The organism is Curtobacterium sp. MCLR17_007 (genome assembly GCF_003234655.2).
GTDB lineage: Bacteria > Actinomycetota > Actinomycetes > Actinomycetales > Microbacteriaceae > Curtobacterium.
In genome coordinates this window covers 3,540,798-3,560,282 of sequence record NZ_CP126271.1, presented here as the reverse complement: position 1 = coordinate 3,560,282, position 19,485 = coordinate 3,540,798, and the positions used below count along the sequence as shown (strand labels likewise).

Genomic DNA, 19,485 nt, shown 5'->3' with positions numbered 1-19,485 from the left:
TGGCACTGATCGCCAAGGGGGTGGAGCGGCTGTGATCGCGATCACCATCGTCGCCGCCGTCCTCGGCATCGCCGCGCTCGTCTACCTCGTCTGGGCGCTCGTGCGTCCCGAGCGGTTCTGATGGGCGCCGCACAGACCTGGGCCGGCATCGCGCAGGTCGCCCTGCTCGTCCTGCTGCTCGTCGTCGTCCACCGTCCGCTCGGCGACTGGATGGCCCGGCTCTACGAGTCGCAGCACCACGGTCGCGTCGAACGCGGGGTCTACCGACTGATCGGTGTCGACCCCGACGCCGAGCAGTCCTGGGCCGCGTACCTGCGCGGTGTGCTGCTGGTCAGCATCGTGGGCGTCGGCATCGTCTACCTGCTGCAGCGCATCCAGGTGGTCCTGCCGGGTGACCTCGGGCTGCCGGCCGTCGGCCCGTCGCTCGCGTTCAACACCGCGGTGTCGTTCGTCACGAACACGAACTGGCAGTCGTACTCGCCCGAGGCCACCCTCGGCTCCTCGGTGCAGATGGCCGGGCTCGCGGTGCAGAACTTCGTGTCCGCGGCGGTCGGTCTGGCCGTCGCGGTCGCCCTGGTGCGCGGGTTCGCCCGACGTCGCTCCGGCACGCTCGGCAACGTGTGGGTGGACATCGTCCGCGGCACCGGCCGGCTGCTCCTGCCGCTCTCGTTCGTCGCCGCCCTGGTGCTCGTCGCCGGAGGCGTGATCCAGTCGTGGGGGAGCGGCACCGACGTCACGACGCTGGTCGGCGGGACGCAGCACATCCCGGACGGGTTCGTCGCGTCGCAGGAGGCCATCAAGGAGCTCGGCACCAACGGTGGCGGGTACTTCAACGCCAACTCGGCCCACCCGTTCGAGAACCCCCAGGCGTGGACGAGCCTGTTCCAGGTCTTCCTGATGCTCGCGATCCCGTTCTCGCTGCCGCGCACGTTCGGCCGCATGGTCGGCGACCGTCGACAGGGCTACGCGATCCTCGCCGTGATGGGGCTGATCTTCCTGGTCTCGCTGTCGATCATGTCGATCGCCGAGCTCGGCGGGGGCGGATCGGCCACACACGCCGCGGGTGCCGCGATGGAGGGCAAGGAGGTCCGCTTCGGGATCCTCGGCACGACGCTCTTCGGCACGACCTCGACCGCCACGTCGACGGGTGCGGTGAACGGCATGTTCGACAGCTTCACCCCGATCGGCGGGATGATGGCGATGCTGAACATGATGCTCGGCGAGGTCACCCCGGGCGGTGTCGGGTCGGGCCTGTACGGCATGCTCGTGCTCGCCGTGATCACGGTCTTCATCGGTGGTCTGTTGGTCGGCCGGACGCCGGAGTACCTCGGCAAGAAGATCCGCTCGCGGGAGATGACCTTCGCCGCGCTGTACATCCTCGTCACGCCCACGGTCGTGCTGCTCGGCACGGCGCTGTCCCTGGTGATCCCGGGTGTCCGCGAACAGGTCCTCGGCACGTCGGTCTTCAACCCCGGCAACCACGGCCTGTCCGAGCTGCTCTACGCGTTCACCAGCGCCGGCAACAACAACGGCTCGGCGTTCGGCGGCCTCACCGCGAACACGACGTGGATGAACTCCGCACTCGGCGTCGCGATGCTGCTCGGTCGCTTCGTCCCCATGGTCTTCGTCCTGGCGCTCGCGGGGTCGCTCGCCAGCCAGGACAAGGTGCCCGAGACCGTCGGCACCCTCCCCACCCACCGGCCGCTCTTCATCGGCCTGCTCGCCGGTGTCGCCGTCATCGTGACCGCGCTCACCTACTTCCCGGTGCTGGCACTGGGACCCCTCGCAGAAGGACTGTCATGAGCATCGTGACCTCCGAGTCGGAACCGCGCACCGCGGTGGAGCCGACCACCCGCTCGTCCGCCTTCGGGCCCCGGCAACTGGTGGCGGGCCTCCCGGGCGCGTTCCGCAAGCTCGACCCGCGCCTGATGTGGAAGAACCCCGTCATGTTCCTGGTCGAGGTGGGCGCCGCCCTGACCACGGCCGCTGCGTTCGTCGACGTGTCCGCCTTCACGATCGCGATCGCGATCTGGCTCTGGCTGACGGTCGTCTTCGCCAACCTGGCCGAGTCGGTCGCCGAGGGCCGGGGCAAGGCCCAGGCCGACACGCTCCGGAAGACCCGCTCGACCACGAGCGCCCGTCGCGTGCTCGACTACGACACCGCGCGGCCCGCCGCCACGGACAACGCGACCGAGGACATCGCCTCGGTCGACCTGGCCAAGGGCGACGTCGTGGTCGTCGTCGCCGGGGACGTGATCCCCGGGGACGGCGACGTGGTCGACGGCATCGCCTCGGTCGACGAGTCCGCCGTCACGGGGGAGTCCGCGCCGGTGATCCGCGAGTCGGGCGGTGACCGCAGCGCCGTCACCGGCGGCACCCGCGTGCTGTCCGACCGGATCATCGTGCGCATCACCTCGACACCGGGCGAGACGTTCATCGACCGGATGATCCGGCTGGTCGAGGGCGCCGCGCGGCAGAAGACGCCGAACGAGATCGCGCTGAACATCCTGCTCGCGTCGCTGTCGATCGTCTTCGTCATCGTCTGCCTGACGATGCAGCCCATCGCCGGCATGGTCGGTTCGACCGTCAGCATCACGGTGCTCATCGCGCTGCTCGTCTGCCTGATCCCGACCACCATCGGTGCACTGCTGTCGGCCATCGGCATCGCCGGCATGGACCGGCTCGTGCAGCGGAACGTCCTGGCGATGTCCGGCCGCGCGGTCGAAGCAGCCGGGGACATCACGACGCTGCTGCTCGACAAGACGGGCACCATCACGTACGGCAACCGCCGGGCCTCCCGCGTGGTGCCCGTGCCCGGGGTGACGCAGGCCGACCTGATGGCCGCCGCGGCGCTGTCGAGTGCCGCCGACGGGACCCCGGAGGGGCGCTCCATCGTCGACCTGGCGGTCGCCGACGGGGTGACCACCGGCCTGCCGGACGGTGCGGTCGAGGTGCCGTTCACCGCGAACACCCGCATGTCCGGAGTCGACCTGACCGATGGTTCGCAGGTCCGGAAGGGCGCTGCAGCTGCAGTCCTCAGCTGGTCTGGAACCCCCGATGCCGGTGTGGTCGCGGCGATCGACGCCACCGTGGCGGAGATCTCCGACCAGGGTGGCACGCCGCTCGTCGTCGCTCGTCGCGCCCCGTCGGGTGCGGTCGACCTGCTCGGCGTCGTGCACCTGAAGGACGTCGTCAAGGACGGCCTGGCCGAGCGCTTCGGTGAGCTCCGCAGCATGGGCATCCGCACGGTGATGATCACGGGCGACAACCCCCGCACCGCCAAGGCGATCGCCGCCGAGGCCGGGGTCGACGACTTCCTCGCCGAGGCCACCCCGGAGGACAAGCTCGCGCTGATCCGTCGGGAGCAGGAGGGCGGGAACCTCGTCGCGATGACCGGCGACGGCACGAACGACGCTCCGGCCCTGGCGCAGGCGGACGTCGGCGTCGCGATGAACACCGGGACGACCGCGGCGAAGGAGGCCGGCAACATGGTCGACCTCGACTCGGACCCGACGAAGCTCATCGACGTCGTCCGGATCGGGAAGCAGCTCCTCATCACCCGCGGGGCGCTGACGACGTTCTCGATCGCCAACGACGTCGCGAAGTACTTCGCGATCATCCCGGCGATGTTCCAGCTGGCGTTCCCCGGCCTGGCCGCGCTCAACGTGATGGGCCTGCACAGCCCGTCGTCCGCGATCCTGTCGGCCGTCGTGTTCAACGCGCTCGTCATCGTGGCGCTCATCCCGCTGTCCCTGCGTGGCGTCAAGTACCGCGCGGCGTCGGCGTCGTCGATCCTCGGCCGCAACCTGCTCGTCTACGGGCTCGGCGGCGTGATCGTCCCCTTCATCGGCATCAAACTGATCGACCTCGTGGTCGGTCTCCTCCCGGGGTTCTGACTCATGGCAACCAGCTCGCGTTCCTTCCTCCGCACCACCGGCGTCGCGGTCCGGCTCATGGTCCTGGCGACCGTCGTGCTCGGCATCGCCTACCCGCTCGCCGTCTGGGGCGTCGGCCAGGCCGCCTTCCACGACCAGGCCAACGGGTCGATCGTGTCCCAGGACGGCAAGCCCGTCGGGTCCTCGCTGATCGGGCAGTCCTTCACGGGCGGGCAGGCGGACCGGTGGTTCCAGTCGCGTCCCTCCGCCGCTGGTGAGGACGGGTACGACGCGAACGCCTCGTCCGGCTCGAACCTCGGCCCGTCCAACCCCGACCTGACGAAGGCCGTCGAGGCGCGGAAGGCCGCGGTCGCGAAGGCCGACGGGGTCTCCGCCGCCGACGTGCCCGCTGATGCGGTGACGGCGTCGGGCTCGGGTCTCGACCCGGACATCAGCCCGGCGTACGCCCGCCTGCAGATCAGCCGCGTGGCGTCGGCCCGCGGTCTGAGCGAGTCGGTCGTGCGGAAGCTCGTCGACGAGCACACCGAAGCGCGGCAGCTCGGCGTGCTGGGCGACCCCGCGGTCAACGTGCTCGAGCTCAACCTGGCCCTGGCGTCGTTGTCGGCGTGACGACGCCGAGCGCCCTGCCGCGGTGCGGTTCGGCGTCGCACAACCGAAACCCGTTCGAACCACGGACGTCCGTGGTTCGAACGGGAGGCGGTTCTGCGACGCCGATCGGAACCGTGCGCCGCGGACGGGCGCAAACGCGCACCACACACGAACCCGCGAGAGGATGAGCACGTGAAGCGAGGCAAGCTGCGGGTCCTGCTCGGTGCCGCGCCCGGCGTCGGCAAGACCTTCACGATGCTCGAAGAGGGGCGCCGCTTGCGCGATGAGGGCCGCGACGTGGTCGTCGCCGTCGTCGAGACCCACGGCCGCGCCGCCACCGCCGCGCTCGTCGAGGGGCTCGAGCTCGTGCCGCGCCGCGTCGAGTCCCACCGCGGCGTCGAACTGGACGACATGGACCTGGACGCGGTCGTCGCCCGGCACCCCGACGTCGCCCTGGTCGACGAGCTCGCGCACACGAACGCCCCCGGCGGCCCGCACGACAAACGGTGGCAGGACGTCGAGGCGCTGCTCGCCGCGGGCATCGACGTGATCTCGACGGTGAACATCCAGCACATGCAGTCCCTCGGGGACGTCGTGCGCGAGATCACCGGCACCGTGCAGCGCGAGACTGTCCCCGACGCCGTGGTGCGCGCGGCCGACCAGATCGAGGTTGTCGACCTGTCGCCCCAGGCCCTGCGCGAGCGGCTCTCCGAGGGGCTCGTGTACCCGGCCGCCCGGATCGACGCGGCCCTGTCGAACTACTTCCGCCTGGGCAACCTGACCGCCCTGCGCGAGATCGCCCTGCTGTGGCTGGCCGACGAGGTCGACGACGCCCTGCGGCGGTACCGCGCCGAACACGGGATCGAGCACCGGTGGGAGGCCCGCGAGCGGGTCCTCGTCGCGCTGACCGGCGGCCCCGAGGGTGAGACCCTGCTGCGCCGGGGCGCCCGCATCGCGGCCCGGTCCTCGGGCGGCGAGCTCGCGGCCGTCCACGTCACGACGAACGACGGGCTGCGCGAGCGACACCCGGGAGCCCTCGGCAAGCAGCGCGCCCTGCTCGAGCAGCTCGGCGGGACCTACCACCAAGTGGTCGGGGACGACGTGCCGAGCACCCTCGTGCGCTTCGCCCGGTCGATCGACGCGACGCAGATCGTGATCGGTGTCAGCCGCCGCAGTCGGACGGCCGCCGCGCTCACCGGCCCGGGCATCGGCAACACCGTCATCCAGGAGTCCGGCGACATCGACGTGCACGTCGTCACGCACGAGCGGGCGGGCGGCGGGTTCGCCCTGCCCCGGCTCGGTGGCAGCCTGTCCCGCGGGCGGGTCCTGGCGGCGTTCGGTCTGTCGATCGTCGTCGGGCCGCTGCTGACCTGGCTGCTGTCGCTCGGCACGGACTCGGACGCCATCACGGTCGACGTGCTGGCGTACCAGTTGCTGGTGCTCGTCGTCGCCCTGGTCGGCGGGATGCTGCCGGCCGTGTTCGCCGCCGTGCTGTCCGGGCTGAGCCTCGACTTCTTCTTCGTGCAACCGCTCTACCGGGTCACCGTCCAGCAGCCGTGGCACCTGGCCGCCCTGGTCATGTACGTCATCAGCGCCGTGCTCGTCAGCTTCGTGGTCGACCGCTCGGCCCGCAGGTCCCGGACGGCACGGCGTGCCGCCGCCGAGTCCGGGCTGCTCGTCGGCATCGCGGGCAGCGTGCTGCGCGGGGACGACGCCCTGCAGGCGCTCGTGGACCGCACGCGCGAGGCCTTCGGCTTCACCGGTCTGCGCGTCCGGCAGGGGGACGTGGTGCCGGCCACGTCGGGGTCGTTCGACGAGGCGCCGGACGCCACCACGAGCCTCCCGTCCGGAGCCGTGCTCGAGTTCGCGGGCGCACCCGACGACCCGACCCAGCGCCGGTTGCTGCGTGTGGTCGAGCAGCAGATCGACGCCGCGGTCGAGCACCGTGAGCTGACGCGGACCGCGGTCGACGCGGAGCGCATCGCCGCGGCCGACCGGGTGCGGAGCGCGATCCTCGCGGCCGTCGGCCACGACGTCCGGCGGCCCATCGCCGCCGCCTCCGCGGCCGTGCAGACCCTGCGAGCCAGCGACATCGCGTTGTCGGAACCCGACCGGGAGGCCCTGCTCGCCACCGCAGACGAGAGCCTCGGCCAGCTCGCGGTGCTGTTGGGCGACCTGCTCGACGTCTCACGGGTGCAGGCGGGGGTGCTCGCGGTCTCGGCCGTGCCGCTCCCGCTGGAGACCGTGGTCGCGCCCGCCCTCGACGAGCTGGAGCTCGGACCGGACGACGTCGACCTCGACCTGCCCGCCGAACTGCCCCAGGTGCTGGCCGACCCGGTGCTGCTGCAGCGCGTCCTCGTGAACCTGCTCGCGAACGCCGTGCGGTTCGCGCCGGAGGGCACCAGCGTCCGGGTCGCGGCCAGCGCGTTCGGCGGCGGCGTCGAACTCCGGATCACCGACCACGGGCCGGGCATCCCCGAGACCCAGCGCGACGACGTCTTCCAGCCGTTCCAGCGGCTCGGGGACACCGACAACGAGACCGGCCTCGGACTGGGACTCGCCCTGGCCCGGGGCTTCACCGAGGGCATGGGCGGCACGATCGAGGTCGACGACACCCCGGGCGGTGGCCTCACGATGGTGGTGCGGCTGCCGATCGCCGGTCACGTGGGAGTGGAAGCACGATGAGGGTCCTGATCGCGGACGACGACCCGCAGCTCGTCCGTGCGCTGGGGGTGACGCTCTCGGCTCGCGGGTACGACGTCGTCACCGCCCGGGACGGCCGCGCCGCCATCGACGCCGTCATCACCGAGCGGCCGGACATCGTGATGCTCGACCTGGGCATGCCGCGGTTGGACGGCATCGGCGTCCTCGAGGGCATCCGGGCGTGGTCGCAGGTCCCGGTCCTGGTGCTGTCCGGCCGGACGGACTCGTCGGACAAGGTCGACGCGCTCGACGCCGGGGCCGACGACTACGTCACGAAGCCGTTCCAGATGGACGAGCTCCTGGCTCGCTTGCGCGCCCTGGGCCGTCGACGTGCGGCGGCAGCGGGCTCGGCGGAGTCCGCGCCGACCGTGCGGATCGGCGACCTCGTCGTGGACCTCGTCGCGAAGCAGGTCACCCCGCCGTCGGGCCCCGCGATCCGCCTGACCCCGACCGAGTGGCGGCTGCTCGAGGTGCTGCTGGCGAACCCGGACCGGCTGATGACCCGCGAGATGCTCCTCACCGAGGTGTGGGGGCCCTCGCACGGCAGCGACTCCGGGTACCTGCGGCTGTACATCGCGCAGCTGCGGCGCAAGCTCGAGCCGGACCCGTCGGTGCCGCGCTACCTGGTCACCGAGTCGGGGATGGGCTACCGCTTCACGCCCTGAGCGGCACGGCGGGCGGCACGGCGTGCGGTGCGGTCCTGCTCGGTCGACCCGGCGGGGGGGGGGGGGGGGCGGTCCGATCTGTGCCCTGACGAATCCGGTCCGCTCAAGCCGGGGATCGTGGACCGGATCCGTCAGGACGCGCATGGCGATCCAGGGGCGGACGGCGTCAGCTGAGCACTCATGCGTCGGCTGGACCGAACGGCGTCAGCCAACTCGCGCAGAGTTCGTCAGACGCGCTGGGCTGCGAGCTCGGCGCGGGTCCGTGCCCCGCGCTTCCGGAGCAGGTTCGCCACGTGGTACTTCACCGTGTTGACGCTGATGCCGAGCCCGTCGGCGATCTCGCGGTTGCCGATGCCCGTCGCGACCAGGCGCAGCACGTCCTGCTCGCGCGGGGTCAGGTCGTCGCCGTCGGACAGCTCCACCGTGCCCGGCGCCGGGTCGAGCGGCAGCGCGATGTCGAGGACGGACCCCCACGCCGGCGTCGACGCGACGTCGAGCCGCCCGTCGAGTGCGACGACCCGCTCGGCGATGGGGCGCATCACGTCGTCGTGCACGTCGAGCGTGCCCGCGCCGTCGTCGCGCAGCTGCATGAGCAGGTTGCGCCCGTCGCAGTCCCACTGGATCCGGACGCGGTGGGCCTCGCCGGCGTCGACGAGCGCGAGCACCGCGGTCCGGACGATCGCCCGGGCCGCGTGGGCGACGTCGCCGGGCAGGGCGCGACCGGTCGCCGGCGGCTCGACGAACTGCACGTCGAGGTCTCCGAACCGGACGAGTGGACGCAGGTCGGCGCGGAGTCGCGAGAACGCACCGGTCACCGGCTCGAGCAGTGCGCCGCGTCGCCGGTCGGTGACGGTGCGCAGGTCCACGAGTGCTGCCGAGGCGACCTCCACGGCCTCGGCCCGGGCTGCCGCGTCGGTCACCCGCGGCGAGCGCAGCACGGCGAGCACCGACTCCAGCGTCAGCGCGTGCCGGTCGGCCTGCTCGGCCACGGTCCGCGCGTGCTCGGCGGCGGCGAGGCGCCCGCCGAGGTCGACCCGGGCCTCCTGGTCGGTCGTCGTGTCCACGCCCTGACCGTACGCGTCCCACCCGAGCGGGTGGGCTCACCCGATCGGACGGGGCACCCGCCGTGTCGGGTAGCGGTCCACCCGGGTGCGGAGGGCCAGTGTGGGTTGCATGGCACAACCGACCGTCCCCGACGCGCTCGACCTGGTCGTCCACGAGCTCGACGACCTGGTCGCCGGACTGCGCGACGCCGACCAGGCGCCGTCCGAGCGTGCCCTCGACCTGCTCGGCAGCGCAGCGCGCGTGTTCGTGCACGGCGCCGGGCGATCGGGGCTGGCACTCCGGATGACCGCCATGCGGCTGATGCACCTCGGTCTGCAGGTCCACGTCGTGGGCGAGGTCACCACCCCGGCGATCCGCTCAGGTGACGTCCTGCTCGTCGCGAGCGGTTCCGGCACCACGACCGGCATCGTGCAGGCAGCACGGACCGCGTCGGACGAGGGTGCGAGCGTCCTCGCGATCTCGACGACCGACGACTCGCCGCTGTCCGAACTCGCGACCGTCACCCTCGTGCTGCCCGCCGCCACCAAGACCGACCGATCGGGCACCGCCTCGGCGCAGTACGCCGGCAGCCTGTTCGAGCAGGGCGTCGTCCTGCTCGGTGACGCACTCTTCCACAGCCTGTGGCAGCGCAGCGGTCGGTCCGCCGACGAGCTGTGGCCCCGCCACGCCAACCTCGAATGAAAGGCACCACCATGCAGCTCCAGTTCGCCATGGACACCCTCACCACGGAGAAGGCGCTCGAACTCGCCGCCGCGGCAGCTCCGCACGTCGACATCATCGAGCTCGGCACGCCGCTCATCAAGAGCGCCGGTCTCTCCGCCGTGACCGCGATCAAGGAAGCCCACCCGGACAAGATCGTGTTCGCCGACCTCAAGACGATGGACGCCGGCGAGCTCGAGGCCGACATCGCCTTCTCCGCCGGCGCCGACCTGGTCACCGTGCTCGGGGTCGCCGGTGACAGCACCATCGCCGGTGCGGTCAAGGCAGCCAAGGCCCACGGCAAGGGCATCGTCGTCGACCTGATCGGCGTCTCCGACAAGGCCGCCCGTGCCCGCGAGGTCACCGAGATGGGCGTCGAGTTCGTCGAGATGCACGCCGGTCTCGACGAGCAGGCAGAGGAGGGCTTCACCTTCTCGAAGCTGCTCGACGCCGGCAAGGAGTCCGGCGTGCCGTTCTCGGTCGCCGGTGGCGTGAACGCCTCGTCCGTCGCGTCCGTGCAGGAGGCCGGCGCCCGCGTGGCCGTCGCCGGCAGCGCCATCTACAGCGCGTCCGACGTCGGCGCCGCGGCCGCCGAGATCCGCGCGGCGATCACGGCCTGACCCACCCCACCACGATCGGCCCGACGGGCCCCGGCTGCTGGCCGGGGACGTCGGGCCGTCGTCGTGTCGGGCTGCCGTCGTGTGGGCGTCGCATCCGTGTGGCGTCCCGTGTTCCGTAGGGTGGCTGGCGTGGACGACGAGCCGATCGCAGCACAGGCAGTCGGGCCTGCCGACGTCGCCGACCGAGCGTGGCTGTTCAGCCGACGGTCCGGGCCGTTCTGGCAGCGGCTGGGGTTCGTCCCCGCCGAGCTGTCGACGCTCGCCGCGGTGCTGGCGGACACGACGCAGGTGACGCTGTTCCGTGCGAGCGGGCAGCTGGAGCGGGAGGTCGCCTGGTCGCGCTGCTTGCGGGGCGGGCATCCCCGTGACGCCGTCTGACGGATCTGGTTCGCCGGACGCGGGGGTCGCCGACCGCATCCGTCACCGCGCGATCGGGAGTGCGGCGTCCTGCCGGTCCGGCGCGGGGAGCGCTAGCGTCGGAGCGTGACGATCGCGCTGCGGGCCATGACCGCCGACGACTGGCAGCAGTGGCGGCCGGTGCGGCTGGCGGCGCTCGCGGACGCCCCCGATGCCTTCGGCTCGCGGCTCGTCGACTGGGCAGATGCGCCAGAGAGCCGCTGGCGCACCCGGCTGTCGATCCCGGGTGCGCTCGACCTGGTCGCGTACGACGGTGAGCTCGCCGTCGGCATGGCCAGCGGGGTCCCCGGGGAGGGCGACGATGCCGAACTGATCTCGATGTGGGTCGACCCCGCCGCGCGTGGCCGCGGAGTCGCGGACGCCCTCATCGACGCCGTTGCCCGCTGGGCCGTCGAGACCGGGGCTGACGTGCTCGAGCTCGCGGTGATGCCCGACAACGCCCGTGCCCGACGGACGTACGCACGGCTCGGTTTCACGGAGTCCGCCGTGGCCGGTGACGCCCTGCCGGACGGCCGTCACGAGGTCGTGATGCGCCGGGCGCTGCCCGGACCACCGGAGTCCCCACGCGCCTCCAGGCTCGTCGACGTCCTCGCCGGGCTGGTGCGCCCGGGTGCACACGTGCTCGAACTCGGCTCGGGGGCCGGACGTGACGCGCTCGCCCTCGAAGCCGCCGGGTTCCGTGTCGATCGCACCGACGGGGCCAGGTCCTTCGTCGACGAGCTCCGGGCCGACGGACACGGCGCGCGGGTGCTCGACGTCCGGACCGGGGTGTTCGGCGGACCGTTCGACGCCGTGTTCGCGACCGGGCTGCTCCGCCACGTGCGGCGGGCGGAGCTCCGCGGGGTGCTCCGCCGTGCCCTCGTGGCCGTCCGTCCCGGCGGGGTGCTCGCCGTGACGGTGCAGCGGACCGACGATGCCCTCGCGGCCGACGTCGTGTCCGCTGGCTGGGACGACGTCGTCGTCCGGGCGACCTCGGGCGACGGGCCGATCACGATCACCGCACACCGGACTGAGGACGAACGATGAACCGAGCACTCCGTGTCACCACCTGGATCGTGGCGGCACTCGTCGTCCTGGTGCTGGTGTTCCTGGTCTGGGCGAACATCGTCATGCAGGGCACCCGGTCGGCGGCACTCCAGGTCTGGCGCGACGACCGGGTGTCCGTGCGCGACGCCGGCGACTCGGTCGTGATGAGCCCGACGGGGCAGGCGAACGGCGTGGGGATCGTGTTCATCCCGGGCGCCAAGGTCGACGCGTACGCCTACATGGCGTCCTTCCGGCAGGTCGTGGCGGCCGGCACCACCGTCGTCATCACGAAGCCGACCCTGCACCTGGCCTTCTTCGACCTCCGCCCGCTGTCCGCCTTCGAGCGGTACGCGCCGTCGGTCACCACCTGGGCGGTCGGCGGGCACTCGCTCGGCGGTGTCCGGGCATGCCAGCTCGCCGACGACCCGGGCGTCGCCGGGCTGCTGCTGTTCGGCAGCTACTGCGCGAACGACCTGTCGCGCTCGGACGTCGACGTGCTGAGCGTCTCGGGGTCGCGCGACGGGCTGTCCACCCCGGCGAAGGTCGACGCCGCCCGCGACCGGCTGCCCGCCGACGCCACGATGACCGAGATCCAGGGCGCGAACCACGCCGACTTCGGCGCCTACGGCGCCCAGCCGGGGGACCTGACGGCGACGATCCCGCGGTCCCTGGCCCGAGCCGAGATCAGCGCGGCGGTCGAGCGGTGGATCGAGGGGATCCGGTCCGACGTCCTGCACTGACGATCCGGTGAACACGCTCCACAGGCGCGCAGCCGAGTGCAGCGCGGCACCTGGAGCGGTCCTAGACTCGGGCGCAGCACTCGTACGACACCACTCCCTGGAAGGTGTGTCCATGACGTCGTCTGACCGGCGAACCCCTGCGCGCCTCGCCGACGCGCGGGCGCTCCTCTTCGACCTCGACGGCGTCCTCACGCCGACGGCCGACGTGCACATGCGGGCCTGGAGCCGGCTCTTCACGCCCTACCTCGAGCAGCACGGTGTCGCCCCGTACACGGAGCAGGACTACTTCGCGTACATCGACGGCAAGCCGCGGTACGACGGCGTGCGCTCGCTGCTCGATGCGCGGGGCATCGACCTGCCGCAGGGCTCCCCGGACGACGACCCCGACCAGGACACCGTCTGCGGGCTCGGCAACCGCAAGAACGCCGAGTTCACGGCCGAGCTGACCGAGCACGGGGTCGAGCCGTACCCGGGGTCGCTGCGCTTCCTGACCGCCGCGACCGACGCCGGGCTGTCCGTCGCCGTGGTGTCGAGCTCCGCCAACGCGAAGCAGGTCCTGCGCACGGCCGGCATCCTCGAGCGGTTCCCCGTCATCGTCGACGGCGTGGTCGCGCGCGAGGACGGCCTCGCCGGCAAGCCCGCACCCGACACCTACCTCGACGCGGCGAGTCGGTTCGGCCTCACCGCTGCGGAGTGCGTCGTGGTCGAGGACGCCACCAGCGGCGTCGCCGCCGGGCGGAACGGCGCGTTCGGACTCGTCATCGGCGTCGACCGCGGTGCGGGTGCCGACGCGCTCCGCGCCGACGGTGCCGACGTCGTCGTGACCGACCTGGCGGACCTGCTCGCCGAGCTGCCGCAGCCGGCCACCCCCACGGCCTGACCGACCCACCGGGCGCGATCCGTGCCTCCAGAGCGTCCCTGACCACTCCCTCCCACGGAGAACCCATGAACCCCATCACCTCGGACCCACTCGACCGCGTGCGCTACCCGGTCGACGAGTGGGCGCTCGTCGAGACCGAGTACGCCCCCGACGAACAGGGCGTCGCCGAGACGAACTTCGCGGTCGGCAACGGCTACCTCGGGCTGCGCGGCAACCTCGACGAGGGCCGCGGTGGGGTGCAGTACGGCACGTACATCAACGGGTTCCACGAGACCTGGCCGATCCGGCACGCCGAGGACGCCTTCGGTTTCGCCAAGACCGGGCAGACGATCATCAACGCCCCGGACGCCAAGGTCATCCGGCTGTACGTCGACGACGAACCGCTGGTCCTGGCCGAGGCCGACATCCTCCGGCACACGCGTCGGCTCGACTTCCGCGGCGGGTACCTGCTGCGTGAGACCGAGTGGTCCACGCCGTCGGGCAAGCGTGTCCTCATCCGCTCGCGGCGGCTCGTGTCGTTCACCGACCGGCACCTGGCGGTCATCGACTACGAGGTCACGATGCTCGACCACGACGCGTCGATCCTGCTGTCGAGCCAGATCCTCAACCGGCAGGACGTCGTCGACGAGTACCACGCCGGCATGCGCGCGGCGGCGTCGGCATCGGCGTTCGACCCGCGCAAGGCCGAGACCTTCAGCGAGCGTGTGCTCGAACCCCGGCTCAAGCGGAACACGGCGACCCGCTCCTTGCTCGGGTACCAGGCCAAGAGCTCGGGCATGACGATCTGCGTCGGTGTCGAGCACCGGATCGAGACCGAGAACGCGTGGGACGAGTCCGCGTCGATCGAGGACGACCTGGCCAAGCACGTCTACCGGGTGCACGCCAAGGCCGGGCAGCCCATCCGCCTGACCAAGAACGTCGTGTACCACACCTCGCGCGGGGTCCCGGCTCGCGAGCTCGCCGACCGGTGTGACCGCACGCTCGACCGCGCACACGCCGAGACGGTGGAAGAGACCTTCGCCAAGCAGCGGGTCTGGATGGACGACTACTGGGCGCGCAGCGACGTCGAGATCGCGGGGCAGCCCGAGGTCCAGCAGGCCGTGCGCTGGAACCTGTACATGCTGGCGCAGGCGACCGCACGCACCGACGGGCACGGCATCGCGGCGAAGGGCGTGACGGGCTCCGGCTACGGCGGCCACTACTTCTGGGACATGGAGATCTATGTCCTGCCGTTCCTGTCGTACACGGCGCCGATCGTCGCCCGGAACGCGCTCCGGTTCCGCTACAACATGCTCGACTCCGCGCGCGCCCGGGCCCGCGAGCTCAACCAGCACGGCGCGCTGTTCCCGTGGCGGACGATCAACGGCGAGGAATCGAGCGCCTACTACGCCGCCGGCACCGCGCAGTACCACATCGACGCGGACATCGCCCACGCGCTCATGCAGTACGTGCGCGCCTCCGGGGACACCGAGTTCCTGAAGCGCGGTGCGATCGACATCCTGGTCGAGACCGCCCGACTGTGGGAGGACCTGGGGTTCTGGCGCTCGAACGGCGACCAGAAGTTCCACATCGACGGCGTCACCGGCCCGGACGAGTACACGACGGTCGTCGACGACAACATGTACACGAACGTGATGGCACGGGCGAACCTGTGGTTCGCGGTGAACGCGTGCCGTGAACTCGCGGTGGACGACCCGGAGGAGTACGCCCGCATGGTCCGGCGCACCGGGCTGAGCGAGGCCGAGGTCGTCGACTGGGAGCGCGCCGCCGAGTCGATGGAGATCCCGTTCGACCCGCACCGTGGCATCCACCCGCAGGACGCCCAGTTCCTCGACAAGGAACTCTGGGACCTCGAGAACACGCCCGAGTCCAAGCGGCCGCTGCTGCTGCACTACCACCCGCTGGTGATCTACCGGTTCCAGGTGCTCAAGCAGGCGGACGTCGTCCTGGCGCTGTTCCTGCAGGGGAACGAGTTCACCCCGGCCGAGAAGCGTCGCGACTTCGACTACTACGACGCGTTGACCACCGGTGACTCGACGCTGTCCGCCGTGGTGCAGTCGATCATGGCGGCCGAGGTCGGGTACCACGAGCTCGCCGAGCAGTACTTCCACACGGCCCTGTACGTCGACCTGGCCGACCTGCACGGCAACACGTCGGACGGGGTCCACATCGCGTCGACCGGCGGCATCTGGGGCGGGCTGGTCAACGGCTTCGGTGGCATGCGCGACCACGGCGGGCGGATGTCGTTCAACCCGCGCCTGCCCGAGCAGTGGGAACGACTGACCTACCGCCTCACCGTGCGCGGGTCCCGCGTGCGGATCGACCTCGAACAACAGCAGATGACGTTCACGGTCGAGACCGGGTCCGGGTTCACGGCGTGGGTGCACAACCAGCCGCACGACATCGAGGCGGGCGAGCCGACCGTCGTGCCCATCCCGCACCACGGGCCCCGCATGTCCGGGCACGCGCCGACGACCAGCGACATCCAGGGCACCCTGCGCGCCGACGGGTCGGTCATCACGGCGTCGATCCCGACGATCTCACTCGAGCGCGAACTCGAGCCCGAGGACACCACCGCCTGACGCATCCTGGTCCGACGCGTGGTGCTGACGGTCAGTCGCCGTCAGCACCACGCATCGAACTGGCTCAGGATGCGACCGCTGCCTCGCCACCGACAGCCGGGACATCGCTGACCCCCGTGCGGTCGCCATCACGATCGGTCTGGACCAGGCCGCTGCCGTCCACCTCGCCCGCACCGCCTCCGGTGGAGCGCTCGCCGTCGGCGGGCATCCCACCGACCTCCGTGCGGTTGCCGTCGCGGTCCGTCTGGAGGAACTGGCCCCCACCCACTGGCACCGGTCCGGTTTCTGCCGCGTTCGCTGCGACAGCCCCGCCGACCGCCACCGCGCCAGCGAGCGTCACCGCCGCGACCACGGCGATCGTGCGGCCCTTCCGAGTTGACATCCTGTTCATGGGTGCTTCCTTCCGCAGGCCGCTGCCGATCAGCGGCGTTGCACACCATCCGACCAGCACCGGTGTTGCGCCAGCGTGACCCGTCCTGCCGGCCGGGCAGCCACCGCAGTCCTGACCGCTCAGAGCAGCTTGCGCAGGGTGTTGGTGTTGCGGGTGGTCGTCGTCCGCTTGAAGCGTGCCGCGGCAGCGCGCTTCGCGAAGGCGGTGTCGGTGCTCGACCCCTTGGGGCACGACCAGTAGACGACGCCGTCCCCGCGGGCGAGCTGTTCGACGGTCGGGTCCGTCACGAGGTCGCTGAGCAGGTCGTCGAGGGCGGTGTCGTCGGAGCCGAACAGGACGTAGTCGTGCCGGTCCTCGGCCGAGGAGAACGGGAATCCGTCCACGACCGCGGCCAGGTCCTGGTGCGGGACGAGCACGATCCAGGCGTCGTAGCCGAACCGGTCCCGGAGGGCGCGCTCGATGTCGGCCTGCAGCGACGCCGCGTCGGCGTCGGCGTCGAACACCACGTTGCCGGACGCCAGCACGGTCCGCACGTCCGTGTACCCGCGCTGCTCGAAGAGTGCGCGCAGCTCAGCGGACCGGATCGTGATCCCGTTGACGTTGACGCCGCGCAGCAGTGCGATCCACCTCGCCATGTCGTGACCGTACCGCGGACCGAGGCGCGGAGTGCCCACGGGCGCAGATGTCCGCGCACACGGCGCGGGTCAGGACCAGGTGCGCGCCACGGTCCAGCCGCCGCGGTCGGGCACGATGTCGACCACGAGGGTCTCGCGGTCGTCGGCAGTCACCTGGAAGCGCCACCCCGCCGTGCGCTCGGGGGCATGGGTGATGGCGGTGGGCAGGTCGGTGGGGGTGACGGTGAGCCGCGTCGGTACGTCGGACACCCGCCACCGGCGCCCCTGCCAGACGATCCGCACCGGCGTGCCCTGCTCCCACCAGACCGTGACGGCTGCATCGACGACGATCATCGGGTCCTCCTCGTTCGAACGTGTGTTCGAATGGTAGGCGTCGGTTCCGACCCCGCGCAACCGGGAGCGGTTCCCGGAGCAGTCGTGTAGACGAGGGGCATGACGAACGACGCGCAGGGCCCGGACTCCGCCCACCAGGTTCCCCAGGGGGTGTCCGACGACACGGTCGAGGCGCTCGGCACGCTGTCGGCAGCGGTCGAGGTGATCGAGCACGCGCGGGGGCTGCTCTACGGCTTCCACCGGCTGACCGGGATGGCGGACCTGGACCTCGGCGACGCGGTCGACCAGCTCCGGAAGGCCGGGCACGCCGAGCTGGCTGACCGGATCGACACCGAACTGATCGGTCGGAACGTGATCGCGGGGCGGTGGACGTTCCAGATCGTCGAGGACTACGACGACGGGTACTACGCCCTCGTCAAGGAGCTCGAACGCACCGCGCGGGACGAGCTGGCAGCGGGGCGCCGCCACCTGCTCGAGGCGCGCATGAAGGAAGACCGGCGGACGCAGGGTCGGCGTCACCACGAGGCGACGCCGGCCGACCTGCCGGAGTAGACCCGGGCCTCCCGTCCGCCGCGTCGCGTCTGCGGCCGCCGTCCGCACCGTGGCGCGGACCGGACTCGCACAACGAAGACCGGCTCGCACCACGGACGTCCGTGGTGCGAGCCGGTTGCTGTCGTGCGATTCCGAAGCGAACCGTCGACGCAGCGCGCCGCGAGCAGCGCGCCGCGGGTCAGCCGACCCCGAGCACCGCCTCGAGCGGTCCGCGCGCGAAGTACAGCAGGAAGCCCGCGGCGACGACGTAGAGCAGCCACGAGACCTCGCGGCCCCGGCCGGACAGCGCCTTGATGAGCACCCAGCTGATGAAGCCGGCGCCGATGCCGTTCGCGATCGAGTAGGTGAGCGGCATCACGACGATCGTCAGGAACGCGGGCAGGGCCGACCCGAAGTCCGTCCACGAGATGTCCGCGACCTGCGCCACCATGAGCGCTCCGACGACGACCAGTCCGGCGGCGGCGACCTCGAGCGGGACGACCTGCGTCAGCGGTGTCAGGAACATCGACGCCAGGAAGAGCAGGCCGGTCACGACCGACGCCATGCCGGTCCGCGCGCCCTCGCCGATGCCGGCTGCCGAGTCGATGAACACCGTGTTCGACGACACCGATGCGCCACCACCCGCGATGGCTCCGGCGCCCTCGACCACGAGCGCCGCACGCAGGCGGGGGAAGGTCCCGTCGGGCTTCGCGACACCGGCGGCCTTGGCCAGGCCGGTCATCGTGCCCATCGCGTCGAAGAAGTTCGTGAAGACCAGCGTGAAGACGAGCATCGACGCGGCGAGCGGCCCGATGCGGCCGAACGCGCCGACCAGGTCGGCGTGGCCGACGAGCGACAGGTCGGGGAAGGCGAACAGCGCACTCGGCAGCCCCGGCGCGTTGAGGTTCCAACCCGTCTTGGAGTCGACCGACGTCGGCACCTGGAAGACCGCCTGCAGGATGATCGCGATGATCGTCGTCGCGACGATGCCGATGAGCAGCGCGCCCTTGACCTTGCGGGCCATGAGCGTGCCGATGATGACGAGCCCGATCAGGAACACGATCGTCGGGAGTGCACCGACGGAGCCGTCCTCACCGAGCTGCAGCGGCGGCGACGCGTTGTTCGTGGTGCGCACGAAGCCGGAGTCGACGAGCCCGATGAACGCGATGAACAGGCCGATGCCCACGGTGATGGCGGCCTTGAGCTGCGCCGGCACCGCCGTGAAGATCATCGTCCGGATCCCGGTCAGCGCCAGCACGACGATGACCACGCCGTTGATGACGACGAGCCCCATCGCCTCGGCCCAGGTGACCTGGTGCACGACGCTGACGGCCAGGAACGAGTTGATCCCGAGACCGGCCGCGATGCCGAACGGCAGGTTCGCGATCAGGCCCATCGCGATGGTCATGAGGCCGGCGACGAGCCCGGTGGCCGCAGCGACCTGAGCGTTCTCGAGCCAGCCGCCGGTGACGTCCTTGGCGGCCTGGTCGGCGTTGAACCCGCCCAGGATCAGCGGGTTGAGGATCACGATGTAGGCCATCGTCACGAAGGAGACGAGGCCACCACGGACCTCGCGGGGGATGGTCGATCCGCGCTGGGTGATGGAGAAGAAGCGGTCGAGGCCGGAAGCGACGCGGTTCCGGGGCGTTTCGGTTGTCTGCGGGGCGCTCACCAACGAAGTTTAAAGGAACCTGGGACCCGGTGACGCCGTACC

At 71.5% G+C, this 19,485-nt stretch carries 19 protein-coding genes; 14 read left to right on the top strand and 5 right to left on the bottom strand.

Annotated elements, in window-relative coordinates:
- The first annotated feature begins 31 nt into the window (after positions 1-31).
- The 6 genes from DEJ13_RS16825 to DEJ13_RS16800 all read left to right on the top strand — a co-directional run bounded on the left by DEJ13_RS16825 (position 32) and on the right by DEJ13_RS16800 (position 7,852).
- Positions 32-121 (top strand): potassium-transporting ATPase subunit F, encoded by a 90-nt coding sequence (locus DEJ13_RS16825; RefSeq protein ID WP_056121266.1) that lies wholly within the window; start codon positions 32-34, stop codon positions 119-121.
- Positions 121-1,803 (top strand): potassium-transporting ATPase subunit KdpA, encoded by a 1,683-nt coding sequence (gene kdpA / locus DEJ13_RS16820; protein WP_111105994.1) that lies wholly within the window; start codon positions 121-123, stop codon positions 1,801-1,803. Before DEJ13_RS16825 ends, kdpA begins: the two co-directional genes overlap by 1 nt.
- A complete protein-coding gene (gene kdpB, locus DEJ13_RS16815; RefSeq protein WP_111105993.1) occupies positions 1,800-3,896 on the top strand; it encodes a potassium-transporting ATPase subunit KdpB in 2,097 nt (698 codons plus the stop codon). Before kdpA ends, kdpB begins: the two co-directional genes overlap by 4 nt.
- A gap of 3 nt (positions 3,897-3,899) precedes the next feature.
- Positions 3,900-4,505: a potassium-transporting ATPase subunit KdpC gene (gene kdpC, locus DEJ13_RS16810; RefSeq protein ID WP_056121271.1), complete on the top strand. Its 606-nt coding sequence runs from the start codon at positions 3,900-3,902 to the stop codon at positions 4,503-4,505.
- Positions 4,506-4,676: 171 nt separating this feature from the next.
- Entirely contained in the window at positions 4,677-7,169 is a 2,493-nt protein-coding gene (locus tag DEJ13_RS16805) for an ATP-binding protein (RefSeq protein WP_111105992.1), read from the top strand.
- A complete protein-coding gene (locus tag DEJ13_RS16800) occupies positions 7,166-7,852 on the top strand; it encodes a response regulator (RefSeq protein ID WP_056121275.1) in 687 nt (228 codons plus the stop codon). The genes DEJ13_RS16805 and DEJ13_RS16800 overlap by 4 nt, the downstream gene beginning before the upstream one ends.
- Positions 7,853-8,079: 227 nt before the next feature.
- Here DEJ13_RS16800 and DEJ13_RS16795 read toward each other — a convergent pair whose 3' ends face one another.
- Positions 8,080-8,916 (bottom strand): helix-turn-helix transcriptional regulator, encoded by an 837-nt coding sequence (locus DEJ13_RS16795; protein ID WP_056121277.1) that lies wholly within the window; start codon positions 8,914-8,916, stop codon positions 8,080-8,082.
- A 109-nt stretch (positions 8,917-9,025) separates the two neighbouring features.
- On the opposite strand from DEJ13_RS16795, the gene hxlB reads away from it, so the two are divergent.
- The 7 genes from hxlB (at position 9,026) to DEJ13_RS16760 (ending at position 15,881) form a co-directional block, all read left to right on the top strand.
- Positions 9,026-9,598, top strand: coding sequence for a 6-phospho-3-hexuloisomerase (gene hxlB, locus DEJ13_RS16790; protein WP_056121279.1), 573 nt, complete (start codon positions 9,026-9,028; stop codon positions 9,596-9,598).
- 11 nt (positions 9,599-9,609) lie between these two features.
- A complete protein-coding gene (gene hxlA / locus DEJ13_RS16785) occupies positions 9,610-10,236 on the top strand; it encodes a 3-hexulose-6-phosphate synthase (protein WP_111105991.1) in 627 nt (208 codons plus the stop codon).
- Positions 10,237-10,365: 129 nt separating this feature from the next.
- Positions 10,366-10,614 carry a hypothetical protein gene (locus DEJ13_RS16780; protein ID WP_220037551.1) on the top strand — a complete coding sequence of 83 codons (249 nt, stop codon included), beginning with the start codon at positions 10,366-10,368 and terminating at the stop codon, positions 10,612-10,614.
- Between the two features lie 105 nt (positions 10,615-10,719).
- Entirely contained in the window at positions 10,720-11,679 is a 960-nt protein-coding gene (locus DEJ13_RS16775; RefSeq protein WP_111105990.1) for a bifunctional GNAT family N-acetyltransferase/class I SAM-dependent methyltransferase, read from the top strand.
- On the top strand, positions 11,676-12,419 hold the full coding sequence (locus tag DEJ13_RS16770; protein WP_111105989.1) for an alpha/beta hydrolase: 744 nt from the start codon (positions 11,676-11,678) through the stop codon (positions 12,417-12,419). The genes DEJ13_RS16775 and DEJ13_RS16770 overlap by 4 nt, the downstream gene beginning before the upstream one ends.
- A gap of 112 nt (positions 12,420-12,531) precedes the next feature.
- Positions 12,532-13,299, top strand: a complete 768-nt coding sequence (locus tag DEJ13_RS16765; RefSeq protein WP_056121284.1) for an HAD family hydrolase — start codon at positions 12,532-12,534, stop codon at positions 13,297-13,299.
- 65 nt (positions 13,300-13,364) lie between these two features.
- Entirely contained in the window at positions 13,365-15,881 is a 2,517-nt protein-coding gene (locus DEJ13_RS16760) for a glycoside hydrolase family 65 protein (RefSeq protein ID WP_111105988.1), read from the top strand.
- A gap of 64 nt (positions 15,882-15,945) precedes the next feature.
- On the opposite strand, the gene DEJ13_RS16755 is transcribed toward DEJ13_RS16760, so the two are convergent.
- The 3 genes from DEJ13_RS16755 to DEJ13_RS16745 form a co-directional block, all read right to left on the bottom strand.
- Positions 15,946-16,272: a hypothetical protein gene (locus DEJ13_RS16755; protein ID WP_111105987.1), complete on the bottom strand. Its 327-nt coding sequence runs from the start codon at positions 16,270-16,272 to the stop codon at positions 15,946-15,948.
- A 119-nt stretch (positions 16,273-16,391) separates the two neighbouring features.
- Positions 16,392-16,907 (bottom strand): DUF1697 domain-containing protein, encoded by a 516-nt coding sequence (locus DEJ13_RS16750; RefSeq protein WP_181436937.1) that lies wholly within the window; start codon positions 16,905-16,907, stop codon positions 16,392-16,394.
- Between the two features lie 69 nt (positions 16,908-16,976).
- On the bottom strand, positions 16,977-17,240 hold the full coding sequence (locus DEJ13_RS16745; protein WP_146245163.1) for a hypothetical protein: 264 nt from the start codon (positions 17,238-17,240) through the stop codon (positions 16,977-16,979).
- A gap of 99 nt (positions 17,241-17,339) precedes the next feature.
- Between DEJ13_RS16745 and DEJ13_RS16740 the strand changes: the two genes are divergently transcribed.
- Positions 17,340-17,792 (top strand): hypothetical protein, encoded by a 453-nt coding sequence (locus DEJ13_RS16740; protein ID WP_111105986.1) that lies wholly within the window; start codon positions 17,340-17,342, stop codon positions 17,790-17,792.
- 178 nt (positions 17,793-17,970) lie between these two features.
- Here the strand turns inward: DEJ13_RS16740 and DEJ13_RS16735 are convergent, their stop codons facing one another.
- Positions 17,971-19,446 carry an NCS2 family permease gene (locus DEJ13_RS16735; protein ID WP_111105985.1) on the bottom strand — a complete coding sequence of 492 codons (1,476 nt, stop codon included), beginning with the start codon at positions 19,444-19,446 and terminating at the stop codon, positions 17,971-17,973.
- Positions 19,447-19,485 lie beyond the last annotated feature (39 nt).

What these genes read in the sequence shown, in the direction of transcription:
- kdpA (WP_111105994.1), top strand. Translation starts at nt 121, where the DNA reads ATGGGCGCCGCACAGACCTGGGCCGGCATCGCGCAGGTCGCCCTGCTC.
- kdpB (WP_111105993.1), top strand. Translation starts at nt 1,800, where the DNA reads ATGAGCATCGTGACCTCCGAGTCGGAACCGCGCACCGCGGTGGAGCCG.
- kdpC (WP_056121271.1), top strand. Translation starts at nt 3,900, where the DNA reads ATGGCAACCAGCTCGCGTTCCTTCCTCCGCACCACCGGCGTCGCGGTC.
- DEJ13_RS16800 (WP_056121275.1), top strand. Translation starts at nt 7,166, where the DNA reads ATGAGGGTCCTGATCGCGGACGACGACCCGCAGCTCGTCCGTGCGCTG.
- hxlB (WP_056121279.1), top strand. Translation starts at nt 9,026, where the DNA reads ATGGCACAACCGACCGTCCCCGACGCGCTCGACCTGGTCGTCCACGAG.
- hxlA (WP_111105991.1), top strand. Translation starts at nt 9,610, where the DNA reads ATGCAGCTCCAGTTCGCCATGGACACCCTCACCACGGAGAAGGCGCTC.
- DEJ13_RS16770 (WP_111105989.1), top strand. Translation starts at nt 11,676, where the DNA reads ATGAACCGAGCACTCCGTGTCACCACCTGGATCGTGGCGGCACTCGTC.
- DEJ13_RS16765 (WP_056121284.1), top strand. Translation starts at nt 12,532, where the DNA reads ATGACGTCGTCTGACCGGCGAACCCCTGCGCGCCTCGCCGACGCGCGG.
- DEJ13_RS16760 (WP_111105988.1), top strand. Translation starts at nt 13,365, where the DNA reads ATGAACCCCATCACCTCGGACCCACTCGACCGCGTGCGCTACCCGGTC.
- DEJ13_RS16755 (WP_111105987.1), bottom strand. Translation starts at nt 16,272, where the DNA reads ATGAACAGGATGTCAACTCGGAAGGGCCGCACGATCGCCGTGGTCGCG.
- DEJ13_RS16750 (WP_181436937.1), bottom strand. Translation starts at nt 16,907, where the DNA reads ATGGCGAGGTGGATCGCACTGCTGCGCGGCGTCAACGTCAACGGGATC.
- DEJ13_RS16745 (WP_146245163.1), bottom strand. Translation starts at nt 17,240, where the DNA reads ATGATCGTCGTCGATGCAGCCGTCACGGTCTGGTGGGAGCAGGGCACG.
- DEJ13_RS16740 (WP_111105986.1), top strand. Translation starts at nt 17,340, where the DNA reads ATGACGAACGACGCGCAGGGCCCGGACTCCGCCCACCAGGTTCCCCAG.